This is a genomic window from Qipengyuania triglochinis, assembly GCF_054655615.1.
Map to the genome: position 1 here is coordinate 145,496 of NZ_BAAHND010000003.1, position 16,959 is coordinate 162,454.

Consider the following 16,959-nt stretch of genomic DNA (forward strand, 5'->3'; position numbering starts at 1 on the left):
GTTGACAAGCCTTCTCCCTCTCATCATGGTAGCGCTACCACAACGGCGGCGGCAGTCAAGTCGCCCCACGGGAGAGGGACAAGATCATGCGTCGAATCAAGCGAACTGCGCTCGCCATGGGCGTCTGCCTGGCAGCGCTCCAGCTTACTTCAGTTACACCCGCGATGGCTCAGGAAGTCGCTGTCGAAAGAGCGATGAAGGATGCACCTTACTGGGATAGCAGCCTGCCGGTCGCCCAGCGGGTCGAAGATCTTCTCGCGCGGATGACGCTTGATGAAAAGGTCGCGCAGATCATCACGATCTGGGACAGCAAGGGCGAAATTCAGGGCCAGGGCGACGACTTCGATCCCTCGAAGGCTTCACGCCGCTTTCCCAATGGTATCGGGCAGATTGCCCGTCCGTCTGACCGGCTCGGCCCATCCAGCCCGCGCGAAGTACCGCGCAGAAATATCGAAGACAGCATCCAGTATGTAATCGACGCGCAGAAGTGGGCAATGGAAGAAACCCGCCTGGGCATTCCGGTTCTCTTCCACGAAGAATCGCTCCACGGCTTCGCCGCCAAGGATGCCACTGCCTTTCCCCAATCGATTGGCCTCGCCAGCACATGGAATCCCGATCTCATCCGTGAGATAAACGATCTCATTGCAGGCGAGGTCCGCGCGCGCGGCGTCCATCTCGTCCTCTCCCCGGTGGTAGACGTCGCGCGCGATCCGCGCTGGGGCCGGATCGAGGAAACGTTCGGCGAAGATCCCTATCTGGTCGGCGAAATGGGCGTGGCTTCTGTCGAAGGCCTGACCGGCATCGGCACGGATCGCAAACTGCGCGATGGCCAGGTCATGGCGACGCTCAAGCATATGACCGGTCACGGACAGCCGGAAAGCGGCACCAATGTAGGCCCGGCACAAATCAGCGAGCGCACGCTGCGCGAGATGTTCTTCCCGCCGTTCGAGCAGGTCGTCACCCGCACGGCAATCGATGCCGTGATGGCAAGCTATAACGAAATCGACGGCATTCCGTCACATTCCAACAGCTGGCTGCTCAATGACGTGCTGCGCGGCGAGTGGGGCTATCAGGGCGCTGTCGTCAGCGATTACTACGCAATCGAGGACATGGCGCGGCTGCACAAGATCGTGCCCGACTACAAGGCGGCCGGCGAACTCGCCCTCACCTCCGGCGTCGATGTCGATCTGCCGGAAGGCGACGGTTTCGAAAATCTGGCTACCAGCGTGCGCGAGGGCAAGGTGTCGATGGAACAGTTGGACACCGCCGTGCGCCGCTTCCTGACGATGAAGTTCAACGCAGGTCTCTTCGATAATCCATGGCCCGATCTTGCCTTGGCTCAGCAGTCGAATGGGCCGGAAGGCGTCGCTCTCGCTCGCAAGGCGGCAGCGCAATCGCTGGTTCTTCTAAAGAATGACGGCCTGCTGCCGCTTTCCCTTCCCGATGCTGGGGCGACGAAGCCGACCATTGCTGTGATCGGCCCGAATGCCGATGTCGCGCGGCTTGGCGGCTACTACGGCGAACCGCGTGCCAGCGTTACTCCGCTGGAGGGTATTCGTGCACTTGTCGGCGACCGCGCAAATATCGTTCATTCCCTCGGGGTAGAGATCACCAAGGGTGATGACGACTGGTGGGATGACGAGGTTGAGCTCGGCGATCCGGAGGAAAACCGGCGCCGTATTGCTGAAGCCGTGGAAGTCGCGAAGGATGCAGACACCATCCTCCTTTTCATCGGTGACACCGAAAAGACGAGCCGTGAGGGCTGGGCCCCCGGCCACCTCGGCGACCGTACCAGTCTCGACCTTGTGGGCGAGCAGGACGAACTTTTCCAGGCGATGAAAGCCCTGGGCAAGCCTGTTGTCGCTGTGCTCGTGAATGGCCGTCCGCCAAGCTATACCGAAGTTGCCGAGCAGGCCGACGCCATCCTCGAAACCTGGTATGCCGGGGAACAGCAGGGCACGGCAATTGCCGATGCGCTTTTCGGTCGTATCAACCCGGGCGGCAAGATGCCCGTAACGACTGCCCGCAATGTGGGCCAGCTGCCCAACTTCTATAACTACAAGCCAAGCGCGCGGCGCGGTTATCTCTTCGATGAGGTAACGCCGCTGTATCCCTTCGGCTATGGCCTCTCTTATACCAGCTTCGATATCGGAGCCCCGGTATTGTCCGCCAAGAGCATTGCGGCAGGAGAGGGCGTCACCGTTCGAGTTCCGGTTAGCAACACCGGCGACATGACGGGTGACGAGGTGGTGCAGGTCTACCTGAGGGACGACATCAGCTCGGTGACGCGCCCGGTCAAGGAACTGGTCGGTTTCCAGCGTATCACGCTCCAGTCCGGCGAAACGCGGCAGGTCGATATCGCCATCGAACCCCGCGCCTTCATGATGTGGGACAGGGATATGGAACGCGTGGTCGAACCGGGTGATTTCACCATCATGGTGGGTCCGAATTCCGAGGACCTGAAAGAAGTAACTCTGACGGTTCGACCATGAGCATGCACCGCAGAGGTGCCTTGAAACTGCTTGCTGGCGGGAGCCTTTCGGCTCTCGCCTTCATGCAGGCGCCTGCGGCTTTCGCCCAGCGCGCAGCCCACTACAAAGACCCGTCCGCACCGATCTCCGTCCGCGTCGCCGACCTCATGGCGCGCATGACTTTGGAAGAGAAGATCGCTCAGATCCGCACGGCTTGGGCTGCCAAGGGGGACATGATCGATGATCTGGCGTTCAACCCTGCAAAGGCAAGCGCGGCCTTTCCCGATGGCATCGGGCATGTAACACGCCCAAGCGACAAGCGCGGCGTACCCGGCATTTCCGGAGCGGCAGGCGGGACGGCGGCCCGGTGGCGGACACCCCGTCAGACGGTCGAGTTCATCAACGCGCTCCAGCGGTGGGCCGTGGAGGAAACCCGGCTCGGCATTCCAGTACTTCTGCATGAGGAATCGCTGCACGGATACATGGCCACAGAAGCCACCATGTTCCCCCAGGCAATTGGTCTTGCCGGATCGTTCGACCTTGATCTGATGCGCCGGGTACAGTCGGTCATTGCGCGCGAAGTCCGCTCCCGCGGCGTGCCGCTGGTCCTTTCTCCGGTCGTCGATATCGTCCGTGATCCGAGATGGGGCAGGATCGAAGAGACATGGGGCGAAGACCCCTATCTCGTCGGAGAAATGGGGGTTGCTGCGGTAGAGGGCCTGCAGGGGCCCGGTAAGTTCGAAAAGCTTCGCGACGGCAAGGTGTTCGCCACGCTCAAGCACATGACGGGTCACGGCCAGCCCGAGGCCGGGAACAACGTGTCGCCCGCTCAGGTAGCCGAGCGCGAGCTCCGCGAATATTTCTTCCCTCCTTTTCGCGAAATAGTTCGCCGCACTTCGGTCGGCGCCGTTATGCCGAGCTATAACGAGATCGACGGCGTTCCCAGCCACGCGAACATCTGGCTGCTTGGCGACGTTCTTCGCGGCGAATGGGGTTTCGATGGCGTGATCGTAAGCGATTACGGCGGCGTCCATGAGCTCGAAACCCTGCACAAGGTAGCCGATAGTCTGGAGGGTGCCGCCCGTCAGTCGCTGGAAGCTGGCGTCGATAGCGAGCTTCCCGAAGGCATGGCCTATGCTACCCTCACGCAAGCGGTGCGCGACGGACGCGTGCCAATAGAGCTGGTCGACATCGCATGCGCACGCATGCTGACGCTCAAATTTCGCGCCGGCCTGTTCGAAGATCCTTATGGCGATTGGGAGCGGTCGGAGCAGATCACGGGCAATGGGGAAGCACGGGCTCTGGCCCTAGAGGCCGCGCGCAAATCGCTGTGCTTGCTCACAAACCGCAATGAGACCCTGCCGCTGAACCGCAACACGATGGGCCGTGTCGCAGTGATCGGCCCCAACCATGCGATCGCACGCCTTGGCGGTTATTCCAGCGTGCCGAAACAGACCATCAGTCTTATTGAAGGGCTGCGTGAGATTGCGCCCGAAGCTGACTTCGTAACCGCACAAGGGGTATTCATAACCACCAGCGAAGATCGCTCACAGGACCTGATCGAACTGGCGGATCGCGAAAAGAATCTCAGCCTCATCGAGGAGGCTGTCGAGCTTGCCAGGACTGCGGATACGATCATTCTCGCAATCGGCGATACCGAACAAACCAGCCGTGAAGGCTTTGCAAAAAATCATCTGGGTGATCGCACCGATATCGATATTGTGGGCGAACAGAATGCGCTGGTCGATGCGTTGGCAGCGCTGGGCAAGCCTTTGATCGTTGCCGCCTATAATGGCAGGCCGCCGAGCTGGCCCAATGTGGTCGAGAAGGCCGATGCCGTCTTGGAGTGCTGGTACCCGGGGCAGGAGGGCGGACTGGCCGTGGCCGAAACTCTTCTGGGAACGGTCAATCCAGGCGCCAAGCTGCCGGTCACGGTGGTGCGCAATGAAGGACAGATACCCTTCTTTTACAACCACAAGCCCAGCGCACGGCGCGGCTACCTGTTCGACAATAAGGACCCTCTGTTCCCGTTTGGTCACGGCCTGAGTTATACCCAATTCGCCATTTCAGCGCCGCGCACTTCGAAGAAAACGTACCGGGCAGATGAGACGATAGAAGTCGCAGTGGATATACGAAATACCGGCTCCCTCGCCGGTGACGAGGTCGTTCAACTGTATATCACGCGGAGCGATGTTTCCGTCACTAGACCGGTGCTGGAGTTGAAGGGGTTCGAACGCCTGACTTTGAAGCCGGGTGAGCAACGCACTATCGCTTTCACCCTGTCACCAAGCCAGCTGGCCTTCTGGAACAGAGACTTCAATGAAGTGAACGAACCGGGCCCAGTTAAACTTTCGGCGGGCAATAGCTCCGTAAACCTCGATTCAATCCTTGTGGAGATCGTCTGATGGCACGGGATTTACGCCTTTCCCGCCGCGAAGCACTGACCGGTCTTGCTGCCATTCCTCTTGTAGGATGCGCTTCGAATTATGGGGGGAGTTCGGTTCTCTCGTCTGATGCCACGGGCGGTGGCTCCCCCTACCCGAAGCCTAGTCTAGATACGCTTGCCCGCAGGAACGGCCGCAGGTTCGGTAGCGCGGTGGCCTCGACACCGGGGCGTACCGACCAGGGATCGATCCAGAACCCGCGTTACATGGAACTCATCAAGGCCGAATGCGGGCTGGTGGTACCCGAAAACGAGATGAAATGGCAAACCGTCCGTCCGACGCGGGACACTTATGATTTCTCACGAATGGATTCCATCGCGGCTTGGGCGAAGCAAAACGACATGGAGCTTCGCGGCCACACGCTGCTCTGGCACCGGCCGCAGTGGTTTCCCGACTGGCTCAATACCTATGATTTTGGCGCCAATCCCTCTGCCGAGGCAGAGAGGTTGCTTGTCGATCATATCAGGACGGTTGCGCGGCGCTACCGTGGGCAGATTACCAGCTACGATGTCGTCAACGAGGCAATCGATCATGATCGCAATGCACCGATAGAAACAAGCCTCAGCCGTGCCATGGGTAGCCCCGAAGCGGTCATCGACCTGGCATTCCATACTGCTCGCGACGAACTGCCTGATGCCCAGCTGGTCTATAACGATTACATGAGCTGGGAGCCGGACCATCGCAAGCATTGCGACGATGTCCTACGGCTGCTCGAAGGTATGGTGAAGCGCGGCGTTCCGGTAGATGCTCTGGGTATCCAGTCACACATCGAGATGTTCTCCATCGATCCGGCAACCGAAGTCGGTCCTTACATTGAGCGGGAATGGCGGCGTTTCCTCGACGAAGTGACCGGGATGGGCCTGAGACTGCTGATCACCGAGTTCGACGTGAAGGACAAGGCGCTGCCGGCCAATATTGCGGAGCGCGATCAAAAGGTCGCCGAGTTCGCGCGGCGCTATTTCGATGTCATGCTCGAATATGGCGATCACCTCGACGATATCCTCGCATGGGGCATGACCGACACCTTCAACTGGTTGCAGTATTTCGAGCCAGCAGAACGGCCTGACGGTCTTCAGGTACGGGGCACACCATACAGCTCAGACTACGAGGCCAAGCCGCTCAGAACCGCAATCGCCGAGCAGCTCAACTTTTAACGGGAGCCCAAATCGCACATAAACCTGCCTGCCGGAACCGGCGGGCAGATATGCTTCGTCCGCATTCTAATTCTACGTAGGGTCGTAGGCGCTGCGTAGACTATAGCTTCAAAGACAGTGACGTAAAAAAGCCGCGCCACCATTAAGGTGACGCGGCTATTTTTCTGCACTTCGTGGCCCCTAGAAATTGCCGCGAATGATGAAGGAGAACCGTCGGTCGTTCATGAAGAAGGAGCGCGGCGCCAGGTCGGACGGATTGCCCGTGTATGCCTGGGTCGTTTTCGTCACTTCGTTCAGCAGGTTCACGCCCTGCGCGCCGATCTTGATGTTGTCGCTAACATTGAAGAATACGGAAGCGTCCAGCTGCCCCGTCGGCTCATTAAAGATCGAATAATAGGGAAAGATCACGTCAGAAGCTGTCAACAAGAAGCGCGATCGCCAATTGTAGGCAGCTCTGAGAGAGATCGGTCCCTTTTCGTAGAAGCCAGCTACGTTATAATTATGCTTCGACAACTGCTCCAGCGGCAAATTGCCGGGTGGAATGGTCGACGGATCAGGCACCTCCCCACCGTTAAGGAACGTGTTCGGCAAGCCGGTGCTGTCGATATAGGTGTAGTTAGCCTGCACACCGAAACCATCGAGTGGCTCAGGCAGGAAATCGAATGTCTGCTGATAGGCGACTTCGAAGCCCTTGATCTTCCCGGTGCCATCGAAATTTGCCGGACCACGGACAAGCACGTCGCGCGTCTCACCGCTTGCATTGCTGATCGTCTCGGGCCTGACCGACTGGAAGAAGAAATTATCGATCGATTTGTAGAACCCGTTGAGGGTCAGCGAACCCACACGCGCGAAGTACCACTCGAGCGTGGCGTCGAATTGCCACGCAGTAGCCGGAAGCAATGTGGGATCGCCGGCGGTACCGGTGAGATTTCCGGAGGTGTCGATGCTCGAGGTAAAGTAATTCCGAATATAGCTGTTTTCCGGCCGGGTAAGGACTTTCGAGCCAGCTAACCGGAAAATAATGTCATCGGTCAGACCGAACTTCAGGTTCACACTCGGAAGGAAATAGTCATATTCGTTGGTGATCGAAGTGTACTGGAAGCTGCCATCAGCAAAAGATTGCAATGCATTGTACTCGCCCTCGCTCAGATTACAGATCCCGCCCGGGCGAACTTCTCCGCCCCCGAGTGCGTCTGGCCGCGATCTAAGTGCACAGCGAACATCATAGGGATCGGCGATATTCAGGGAAGCCGCGGAGCCGGGGCCACGCGAACTGGCCGAACGAACCGATGTGTGAACGTAGCGGACGCCCGCATTACCCGAAAAGCGAATGTCACCAAACAGATCGTCACTGCCGAAGCTGAGCATTGCATAAAGAGCGCTATCGGCCTGGCTTACCGTCTGGACTTCGGATGGCAGGAAAGGCGATCCAGAAATTGCCCCAGGCCTTTGGGCCAGTGGATTCCATGATGGCGAAGCGCCCAGTTCGCGAGCACGGTCCTGTATTGTCAAAAGGTAATCGACCGTATCCTGATAGTCGCCGGTCAAATCCCCGCTGTAGTAAAAAGCGCCCGGGGGACCGGGGACTTCGCCACGGAAGAAGTCCGGAAACTCGTACCGCTCTTGATTGCCGTCTTCAGCCGTATCGCCGAAATTCACCGGCCTGTCGCCGGACCACACTTCGCTCAGCATACCCCAGTTGTATTGCGAGTAGCGAACAGTCTGATCACGGTCCTGAAAACGAGCCCCGAACTTGGCGCGCCGGATGAAGGCGTCATCACCGATTTCGTAATCTAGATCAGCTTGGAATGCGAATTGCTCGCCCTCGCTGTCCTCGGCGTGATCCATCGCCGAACGCCAGAACTGGAACCGAGGATCGTTAAAATATTCCTCTTCGCTGGAGTTCGCCAGAGCGTCTCCGGGCGTAGACCATGTATATCCGAGGAATTGAGGCTTATGCACGATGCCGACCGGGTAATCGCCCGACACATCGAGTTCGTTGTCGGCAAAATTCGATCCGAAAACGCTGAAGTCCAGATTTTCCCTGTGCGATTTTGCATATTGCGCGTCGAGAGAAAGATGGGCGCGTTCCGTCAGCTGGTGCTGAAGATTAAGGCTGAAATCCTGGTTAAGGGTTTCTTCCTCAACCTGTCGGCGTGCCAAGGTATATTGAGATCCGCCAATCGGGACGAACGGAGAAAGAGCGGGGTCACCGCGCCAGCCGTCGCTAACATCAACGATATAGCCTGACTGGAACAGCCCATTCTCATCGTAGACGTAGTCGGTGAATTCACCGACTGGACACTGAGCTCGCGGGGGAACCTCATCATCCGGATTGACCGCATTATTGCTATCTACAATCGGCGGACCATTCGAATTCTGCTGGCAGCCGATGGGGAAAGTTGAATATTCCGAAAGATCGGGGGCAACCTCGTAGGTGTATTCGCCCCAATCGTTGGTTGTATGCGAACGAATATATTCGGCCGTGAATAGGGTACGCTCGTCCAGACTCTCCCACTGCGCAGAGACAGCAAAGCCATCGCGCTTTCGGTCAAACTCCTGCGTCCGGAACTGTGCGCCTACTGGAGCAACGCGGTAATCCGCATAATCGGCAAACCCGTCAGCACCGTCCGCGCCCAGGTCGCCACAGGCTGACCCAGGAGGAGGCAATGCCATGGTGTCGGTCCCCGTAGGCAGGCGAGTGCGACAAATGAAGCGGTCCGACTCATTGGCCAGGCCGACAAGCATTCCATCACGCGTCTGATAATTGGCAACCTGGATTCCGTCGGCTCTGCTTTTCACCTGCGAGAAAGAGCCGCTTACCAGCACACCAAAGCGCCCCGCATCGGTATCCCAAGTATTACTTACCAGAACAGAGCCCGTCGGCGACCATTTATCGACGAAGTCGCTGTAGTTTGCTTCTGCGCTGAATCCGATATGGAAACCGTCACGATCGAACGGCTTGCGCGTGTTGAGATTTACCGTTCCTGCCAGACCGCCTTCGATCATCTCTGCGGTAGCATTCTTATTCACAATTACCGAACCTAAAAGCTCGGAGGGGACATCGGCAAAGTTGAGGGCCTGCCCGCCGACGCCGGCTGCGAATGCCGTACGACCGTTGAACTCAGAGCGGACGAAATTCAGGCCACGAATGACCACGCCTGAACCTTCTACCGAGAAATGGTCCGGATCGTTCGAGCCGGCGAAGCGATTGATCGCGATACCGGGCACGCGCTGCAGAGCTTCGGTGACGGATCGATCAGGCAAAGCGCCGATGTCTTCTGCCGTGATTGCATCGACGATAGTATCGGCGTCACGCTTGATATCCTGCGAATTCGCGAGCGACTGGCGAATGCCGGTTACCACGATGACGTCGTCCGACACCAGAGTGGGGTCCGCACCAACCTGCTGTTCGCCAGCGCCCTCGACTTCCGTCGTTTGCTGACTGTCCTGCGCATAGGCGACAGGCGCTACAGTGGCGCCAGCCACCACAAGCGCCGAAGCACTTGCACGCAAAACTGATTTGAAAAAAACGTCCTGCCCAAATGCAGACGCAGTCCGGCTAGATGTAGCCTCGGCCATTCAGCCCCTCCCATGTTACCGCTACCAATTTAAAGGCAGCTTTCCCTTGCTTCACGCCATTCCTAAAGCGACGTCGGCAAGATGGCAAGGGACCGGGCTTGCCGTAATAAAGAAAATTGTCATATTCCCCGAAAGACGGAGGGGAATGGGCAGGATGGCGTCAGACAATGGTATCGGTACCGGCGGTGGAGGACGCATCAAGCGCGTCGTCATAGTGGGCGGTGGGACTGCCGGATGGATGGCAGCAGCTGCCCTGTCGCGCTTTTTCGACGATGGACAACGAAGCATCGAATTGGTTGAGTCCGATGCCATCGGCACAGTCGGTGTGGGTGAGGCGACCATTCCCCCTTTGGCCAAATTCAATGCAATGCTTGGTATACGAGAGGACGAATTTCTCAGGGAAACCCGGGGAACCTACAAACTCGGGATCGAATTCGTGAACTGGGGCCAGGTCGGCGACAGCTATTTTCATCCCTTTGGCAGCTACGGCCAGCCATTCCATGGCATTCCGTTCCATCAATTGTTCCTGCGAGAAAAAACGCTGAGCGGTAATGAAGGGAAAATTGGTGACTATTCGATGAGCACCGTCGCGGCGCTCAGGCAAAGGTTCGGTCGCCCCTCCCCTACTGCAAAATCCCTCGTGAACCAGATTGCCTATGCTTACCATTTCGATGCCGGGCTCTATGCTGCCTTCTTGAGACGGTTTGCAGAGGATCGCGGTGTGACGCGCACCGAAGGCCGGATCGCGCATGTCGAACAGGATAGCGAGGAAGGGAACGTTACGGCAGTAGTGCTCGAAAACGGCCATCGCATCGAAGGGGAACTGTTTATCGATTGCTCCGGCTTCCGGGGCCTACTGATCGAAGAAACGCTGGAGACGGGCTATGATGACTGGAGCAAGTGGCTTCCCATGGATCGGGCACTTGCCCTTCCCTCCAATGATAATGGATCCCCTCCACCATTTACGCGATCGATAGCTCACGGTGCGGGCTGGCAGTGGCGCATTCCGCTCCAGCATCGCACAGGGAATGGCCACGTCTTTTCAAGCGCTTATATGGAAGAACAGACCGCACTGGACGTTCTTCTCGCGAACTTGGAAGGTGAAGCGCTCCAAGAGCCGCGTAAATTAGCCTTCCGAAGCGGAATGCGGCGTAAGGCCTGGAACAGAAACGTCGTGTCACTTGGCCTCTCCGCAGGGTTCGTTGAACCCCTGGAATCGACGAGCATACATCTGATCCAGAATGGCATCGCCCGGCTGTTTGCGCTTTTTCCCGACAATCCTATCAGTCCGATAGAACGTTATGAGTACAATCGCGGGATGGCCGAATTGTATGAAGACATCCGCGACTTTATCATTCTTCATTACAAGGCGACCCACAGGGAGGATACCGAGTTCTGGCGCTATGTGCGGCATATGCCGATACCTGACAGCCTTTCTCGGAAAATGGATCTCTGGAAGCTTCACGGGAGGGTTTTCCGCGAGAATGCGGAATTGTTTGCCGCGGATAGCTGGATCGCCGTTATGCTGGGCCAGAATGTTTGGCCGGACACTTACGATCCAATCGCCGATACACTGGATGCCGAAAAGATCGCTTCCGCAATGGTACAGATGAGACAGGCCTATAGCGAAACGGCAGATAGGCTGCCCACGCACGAGGATTTCCTTCGTCAGTCTGGTGGCTGGCATCACCGGCAGGATATGCAAATCAAACAGCCGGATTATGAGGCTTGATGCTAGAACCAATCTCCAAAGTTGTCATTCTGGGCGGCGGCACGGCGGGTTGGATGGTGGCCGCTGCACTATCTAAAGCGATGGGCGGCATACCCGATTTCTCGGTAAAACTGGTCGAAAGCGAGGCGATAGGGACCGTCGGGGTTGGTGAAGCGACCATCCCGCAGATAGTCAGTTTCAACCGGCTTCTGGGCATCGACGAGATGGAGTTCTTGCGAGAAACCCACGCAACCTACAAGCTTGGTATCGAATTCGTCGATTGGCTCCGCGAAGGGCATTCGTACATTCATCCGTTCGGTTCGTTCGGCATCGATATGCTTGGTATCGAGTTCAGGCATTTTTGGTTGCGCGGAAAGGAACAGGGCGCATCTGAGACCATCGACAGCTATTCAATCGCCGCGATGGCTGCGAAGGACGGGCGGTTCGATTGGCCGCGCCCCGACATGCCACGCTCACCTCTCTCCCGGCTCGCTTATGCCTTCCAGTTCGATGCAGACCGCTATGCCCGATTTCTGCGAAAGATTGCCGAGGCTAGAGGGGTAGCACGCGTTGAGGGCCAAGTCGCCGATATCCGGCAACACCCCGAAACGGGGTTCGTGACCGGACTAACGCTGGTCGATGGGAAGCAAATCGAAGGTGATTTGTTCATTGATTGCTCCGGCTTTCGCTCGCTTCTGCTCGGTCAGACCCTCAAGGTCCCATTCCTCGACTGGTCAAGCAGGCTTGCTTGCGACAGCGCCGTTGCCGTGCCTTGCAAACTAGGCGGTCGTAACGAGCCGCTGACTCGCTCCACGGCGAGACCCGCTGGCTGGCAATGGCGCATTCCGTTGCAGCACCGCATCGGTAATGGCCACGTCTTTTCTTCTGGCCATATGGAGCGCGATATTGCGACGGAAACGCTTCTAGATAACCTTGATGGAGAACCGCTGGCCGATCCCATACATCTGAGCTTTAAGGCTGGTCGCAGGGCGCGCTCATGGGAGAAGAACGTAGTGGCGCTCGGCCTAGCCGCTGGCTTCCTCGAACCCCTGGAATCCACTTCGATCCATCTAGTTCAGTCCGGCATAGCACGCTTGATGGCGCTTTTTCCGGACAAAGATTTTTCCGCTCTCGAAATTGCCCGCTTCAACGCCGAAACCGAAAAAGAGTACCGGGATATCCGCGACTTCCTGATCCTGCATTATAAGGCGACCGAACGCGATGACTCCGAGTTCTGGCGCTATTGCCGAAATCTGGAGGCACCCGATGGGTTGGCGGAAAAAATTGCCATGTTTCGGAGTTCGGGCCGCATTTTTCGTGAAGACAACGAGCTATTTACCGAGGAAAGCTGGATGGCAGTCATGCTGGGACAAGGTATCGAACCGGATCGCTATCACCCGGCCGCGCGGTTACTCGACGGGCCCGAGACGCTTGATCGCTTGCAACATATCCGAAACGCGATCGCGGGTACCGTCGCGCAAATGCCCACGCAGGACGTTTTTCTACGGCAGCGGGGCGGCGCTATCACTGCAGGCAGAATTGCACCTACATGATGGACCTTCCCGCTCCTGCCGCAATTCGTGAATTTGAGGGTCCGCTCGATACAGAAGGTCTGGAACAGGTTCGCACGAATGGCGAGCCGGTGGTGTTTCGAGGCCTGATCACCCACTGGCCCGCCGTGGAAGCTGCAAGGCGCGGTGACACAGAAATCATCCGATATTTGACGAGGCAGAATTCGTCTCGCGCGGTCAGTGCTATTGCTGCACCTCCTGGGGCAAAGGGGCGCTTCTTCTACACGGATGATCTAATGGGACTGAACTTCGTGACGGCCAAGGGACACCTTTCCCGCTTCCTGAGCGATTTACTTAAAGCAAGCGACATGGACGATCCGCCCGCGATGGCGGTGCAGTCGGAGGATATTGCCAGCCTGATCCCCCATTTCTCACGCGAGAATGGCCTGAGTATTTTAAGCGATATCTACCCGCGTATCTGGATCGGAAACCGTATAAAAGTAGCACCCCACTACGACGCCAAGGAAAACGTCGCCTGCTGTGTTGCAGGATGCCGTTCCTTCACACTTTTCTCTCCAGAGCGTACCGGCGATCTCTATCCCGGGCCCTTCGAGCTGACACCCGCCGGAACGCCTGTCAGCATGGTCGATCTAGAGTCCCCAGACCTTGAACGCTTCCCGCTATTCGCAAGCGCATGGCAGGATGCACGGCAGGCGACTCTGGCACCCGGTGATGCGATCTACATTCCTTATGGCTGGTGGCATGGGGTGCAGTCGCTCGATCCGGTGAGCATATTGGTTAATTACTGGTGGAAACCATCCCAACCTGAGGGGGTCGGAAGTCCATATGGCGGATTACTTCATGCCATGCTCGCCTTCCGCCACCTACCTCCAGATCAACGTGCCTTTTGGAAAACCATTCTCGATTTCTATGTCTTCGAAAGCCACGGCGATCCCGGGAAGCATCTGCCCGATCATGCCAAGGGCATACTGGGCCCGCCTTCCCCCAGCCTGTTTGGGCAGTTGAGGTCGATCATCCGCCGCGCACTGGATAAGCCCGCGTAACGGAAGCTAGCCATTTTTCATATGGCGGCGCAAACGCCAGAGCCTTAGCGACCGTCGCGTCGAATTCGGTCATTGCTTTCTCCTCGTGACGAGAGTCAATTGAGGCGGCCGAGAGTGGAACGCCCGGAGCGAAACCAAGCGCGGTAAGTAACGAAAATTGTTCCTGCGAAGAGAGCGGAAATTCTTCTCGGAATGGCGTGCGGCCGCGACGCGTGAACTGATCGATTAGATTGGTGATATTGGCGTGCGGAGGGCGATCTCCAAAAACCTTGCGCGCCCGAGTACCGGCATAATGCAGAGCCAGGATATCGTGCACATTATCGATCATAAGACCGGCCCGACGATTGTATTCTTCCCGTTCAAGCGGTTCGATTATGCGTCCTGGTAGCAGTTCCAGCAGCAGGTCGAGTTGGCGGTGAGCGAGATCGGCGTGCCAGGGACCAAGCGGCTCGAAACGCGCCCCCGCATCGCCAAGCGCGATCACATTGCCGAGCCAAGGCTGGGTCGCGCGGCCGGGCGAAAGATCGACACCTGCTTCCAAAGATGCACCAAGTGCAGAAAGCACCAGTTGGCGGGGAATGCCCTCACCGACACCAATGACAGTACAAAGGCCTTGCCTTCCTGCCACTTGTGTCTGCCACCCCAGATCCAGCAGCGCGATACGGTCTTCCAGCGCGATGACATGCTGGTTCGGTCGTGCGATGTATATCGTGCGGGTCGGCAGCGTAGCCGACCAGTCGATTGCGGCAAAATCAGGATGGGCAGACAAAAGAACCGCATCAGGCCCGCTGCAATCCACGAAGAAATCCGCCTCTAAGCGGCCTGCCCTATCAATCTTAATCGCGTCGAGCGAACCTGCCTTACTCCAGTCTGTCGCCTTAATCGGACCTGGGGCAAAGCATACTCCTACATCGCGGGCTTTCGCCACCAAGAGTTGATGATAGGCATGTGGATCCCAGCGGAGTGCATAGGGAATGTGGCTCAACGGCGTGACCCGATCGGGCGGGGGCGAGGCGAACCGGCTGGCAGCGCAAAGGCGCTCGGCCAGATAAGGAAATCGCACGGGCAATGCTGGTCCCGCATTGCCAGAGCCACAGTCGCGAGCGAACGCTATTTTCACTTCGGCGGGAAGGCTATCACCGTAGCAGAAGACACCATTTGAACCGAGTTCATCCCACCCCATGAAACGCGTCAGCAAACGGTAACTGCCGCCTGCTTTCTGGACGATTTCGCTTTCTGCGATCCCCAGCCTTTCGTGAAGGGAAGTAGTGAAAGGCATCGCGGTATGGGACCAGTCGGCAAATGAGCCGACGCCCGGCATTTCACCCGCAACGACCAGCTCTGAGGCGGGCGAGGCGCGCTTCAATCCGATTGCGGCAAGTAATCCAAGCGGACCCGCACCGACCACAACGATGCGGCTTGGGGGTTCGCGCGGGACACTCATACCGCAGGGGCTAGTCGCGAGGCATCGGAGCGCAGGAAATCGCGATGGCGCGGCATGCCCTGTACCTCGGCACGCACCGCCTGCCCCAGACGGTCCACAGCGCGGGTCAGTTTCGTCCGATCGAGTGCAGCCGGTCGGGGGTCATGCTGCTCCGGCATCAGGCCTTGGCCGATATACACCGCAACCCAACTCGGTTCGAAAAACAGGCCCTCGGAGTATTTTGCGACCCGGCCGGTCCTGCGCCACAACTTTAGTTTGTCGGCGAGAGTGTCGGGTACCCGCATCGTTCGCATGTCATTCCAGAATTCGGAATCAGCGCGGGTCGTCGCATGGTAGTGCAGGATTAGGAAATCGCGGATCCGGTCGTATTCCATATCTACGAGACGATTGAATTCGTCTCTGTCACTCGCGTCGATAGCGTCGGCCTGGGGAAAGAGTTCGATCAGATAGGTTATCGCCATTTGCGCCAGGTAAATGGAAGTGGATTCGAGAGGTTCGAGAAACCCACTCGCAAGCCCTACCCCGATAACATTACGGGACCACGACCTGCGCCTTCTTCCCGGGCGAAAGCGCAGAATCCGTGGATCGGCTAATGGCTTGCCGTCCACGTGGCCAATGATTGCCTCGCACGCTCTATCTTCACTCACATGCGCACTGGAGAAAACATAACCATTACCCATGCGATGCTGCAGCGGGATCTGCCATCGCCACCCTGAAGGCATGGCTGTGGCCGTGGTATAGGGAGAAATGTCTTCGCTCGAATGCGTACACGGCATGGCTGCTGCGCGGTCGCATGGAAGCCAATGGCTCCAATCTTCCCACTGCTCCCCCAGTTCCTCTCCCAGCAGAAGAGAACGAAAGCCCGAGCAGTCGACGAACAGATCGCCTTCTATTAGACGCCCATCATCCAGTTCGAGGGCCGCCACATCTCCGTTTGCAGTGTTGCGCTGAACTGCGACCACCTTCGCTTCGTGCCGTGTCACACCCGCTTCGGTTGCAAAATTGCGCATGAAGGGGCCGAAGAGCGTAGCATCGAATTGATAGGCGTAACCATAGGTCGAAGCGAGGCTTTCGTCGGCTGCCGGTGGGCGAAACTTGTTCGCCAATGCAGCGGCAACGGCCAGAGAATAGTCGCCAAGCTGACCGGCCTGCCCGTGCCTGTGCAATTCGAGCCAGTAGTGATGAAACGCGACACTATTCAATTCTTCGCCGAAAGAACCGAAGGGGTGAATGTAACTGGTGCCGATCCGGCCGAAATCCCGAAAATCGATGCCGAGTTTATAAGTCGCGTGAGTAGCCTCCATGAAGGCCGCCTCGTCGATACCGAGCGTTTCGATGAACCCCCGAATATGTGGCAGCGTAGCCTCACCAACACCGACGATCCCGATATCTTCGCTCTCGACTAATTGCACATCTACGGCATCGGGGAGCAGCCGCACGAGACCCGCAGCAGTCATCCAGCCAGCAGTACCCCCGCCCAGCACAACCACGCGCCGCTTGCGGGAACCGCCTGACCTGCTCTGGCCGCTCTGCTTCATATGACGAACGGTATCATCACGGGAAGACGCGAACCAGAGT

The 16,959-nt window shown here is 57.8% G+C and carries 9 protein-coding genes; 6 read left to right on the forward strand and 3 right to left on the reverse strand.

All coding sequences use genetic code 11. The annotated features are described in order from the left end of the window. Positions 1-86: 86 nt before the first annotated feature. From ACYQ0G_RS12570 to ACYQ0G_RS12580, 3 genes are read left to right on the forward strand one after another with little or no spacing between them, the layout of a single operon-like run. Complete coding sequence (locus tag ACYQ0G_RS12570; RefSeq protein ID WP_460103148.1) at positions 87-2,492, forward strand: glycoside hydrolase family 3 N-terminal domain-containing protein; 2,406 nt, start codon at positions 87-89, stop codon at positions 2,490-2,492. After that, positions 2,489-4,876, forward strand: coding sequence for a glycoside hydrolase family 3 N-terminal domain-containing protein (locus ACYQ0G_RS12575; RefSeq protein WP_460103150.1), 2,388 nt, complete (start codon positions 2,489-2,491; stop codon positions 4,874-4,876). The genes ACYQ0G_RS12570 and ACYQ0G_RS12575 overlap by 4 nt, the downstream gene beginning before the upstream one ends. Next, positions 4,876-6,069, forward strand: coding sequence for an endo-1,4-beta-xylanase (locus tag ACYQ0G_RS12580; RefSeq protein WP_460103152.1), 1,194 nt, complete (start codon positions 4,876-4,878; stop codon positions 6,067-6,069). Before ACYQ0G_RS12575 ends, ACYQ0G_RS12580 begins: the two co-directional genes overlap by 1 nt. Positions 6,070-6,249: 180 nt before the next feature. Here the strand turns inward: ACYQ0G_RS12580 and ACYQ0G_RS12585 are convergent, their stop codons facing one another. Then, positions 6,250-9,558 (reverse strand): TonB-dependent receptor, encoded by a 3,309-nt coding sequence (locus ACYQ0G_RS12585; protein WP_460103153.1) that lies wholly within the window; start codon positions 9,556-9,558, stop codon positions 6,250-6,252. A gap of 247 nt (positions 9,559-9,805) precedes the next feature. Between ACYQ0G_RS12585 and ACYQ0G_RS12590 the strand changes: the two genes are divergently transcribed. Genes ACYQ0G_RS12590 through ACYQ0G_RS12600 form a run of 3 tightly spaced genes read left to right on the forward strand, consistent with a single transcriptional unit; the run spans position 9,806 to position 13,937 of the window. Further along, a complete protein-coding gene (locus ACYQ0G_RS12590) occupies positions 9,806-11,383 on the forward strand; it encodes a tryptophan halogenase family protein (protein ID WP_460103155.1) in 1,578 nt (525 codons plus the stop codon). Continuing rightward, on the forward strand, positions 11,383-12,915 hold the full coding sequence (locus tag ACYQ0G_RS12595) for a tryptophan halogenase family protein (protein WP_460103156.1): 1,533 nt from the start codon (positions 11,383-11,385) through the stop codon (positions 12,913-12,915). The genes ACYQ0G_RS12590 and ACYQ0G_RS12595 overlap by 1 nt, the downstream gene beginning before the upstream one ends. Next, on the forward strand, positions 12,912-13,937 hold the full coding sequence (locus ACYQ0G_RS12600; protein ID WP_460103158.1) for a cupin-like domain-containing protein: 1,026 nt from the start codon (positions 12,912-12,914) through the stop codon (positions 13,935-13,937). The genes ACYQ0G_RS12595 and ACYQ0G_RS12600 overlap by 4 nt, the downstream gene beginning before the upstream one ends. Here the strand turns inward: ACYQ0G_RS12600 and ACYQ0G_RS12605 are convergent. Further along, entirely contained in the window at positions 13,906-15,381 is a 1,476-nt protein-coding gene (locus ACYQ0G_RS12605) for a tryptophan 7-halogenase (protein WP_460103160.1), read from the reverse strand. The genes ACYQ0G_RS12600 and ACYQ0G_RS12605 overlap by 32 nt on opposite strands. Further along, positions 15,378-16,919, reverse strand: coding sequence for a tryptophan halogenase family protein (locus ACYQ0G_RS12610; RefSeq protein WP_460103161.1), 1,542 nt, complete (start codon positions 16,917-16,919; stop codon positions 15,378-15,380). The genes ACYQ0G_RS12605 and ACYQ0G_RS12610 overlap by 4 nt, the downstream gene beginning before the upstream one ends. Between the last annotated feature and the right edge of the window lie 40 nt (positions 16,920-16,959).

Excerpts from the sequence above, each read along its gene's own strand:
- ACYQ0G_RS12570 (WP_460103148.1), top strand. The coding sequence starts at position 87 with ATGCGTCGAATCAAGCGAACTGCGCTCGCCATGGGCGTCTGCCTGGCA.
- ACYQ0G_RS12575 (WP_460103150.1), top strand. The coding sequence starts at position 2,489 with ATGAGCATGCACCGCAGAGGTGCCTTGAAACTGCTTGCTGGCGGGAGC.
- ACYQ0G_RS12580 (WP_460103152.1), top strand. The coding sequence starts at position 4,876 with ATGGCACGGGATTTACGCCTTTCCCGCCGCGAAGCACTGACCGGTCTT.
- ACYQ0G_RS12590 (WP_460103155.1), top strand. The coding sequence starts at position 9,806 with ATGGCGTCAGACAATGGTATCGGTACCGGCGGTGGAGGACGCATCAAG.
- ACYQ0G_RS12595 (WP_460103156.1), top strand. The coding sequence starts at position 11,383 with ATGCTAGAACCAATCTCCAAAGTTGTCATTCTGGGCGGCGGCACGGCG.
- ACYQ0G_RS12600 (WP_460103158.1), top strand. The coding sequence starts at position 12,912 with ATGATGGACCTTCCCGCTCCTGCCGCAATTCGTGAATTTGAGGGTCCG.
- ACYQ0G_RS12605 (WP_460103160.1), bottom strand. The coding sequence starts at position 15,381 with ATGAGTGTCCCGCGCGAACCCCCAAGCCGCATCGTTGTGGTCGGTGCG.
- ACYQ0G_RS12610 (WP_460103161.1), bottom strand. The coding sequence starts at position 16,919 with ATGAAGCAGAGCGGCCAGAGCAGGTCAGGCGGTTCCCGCAAGCGGCGC.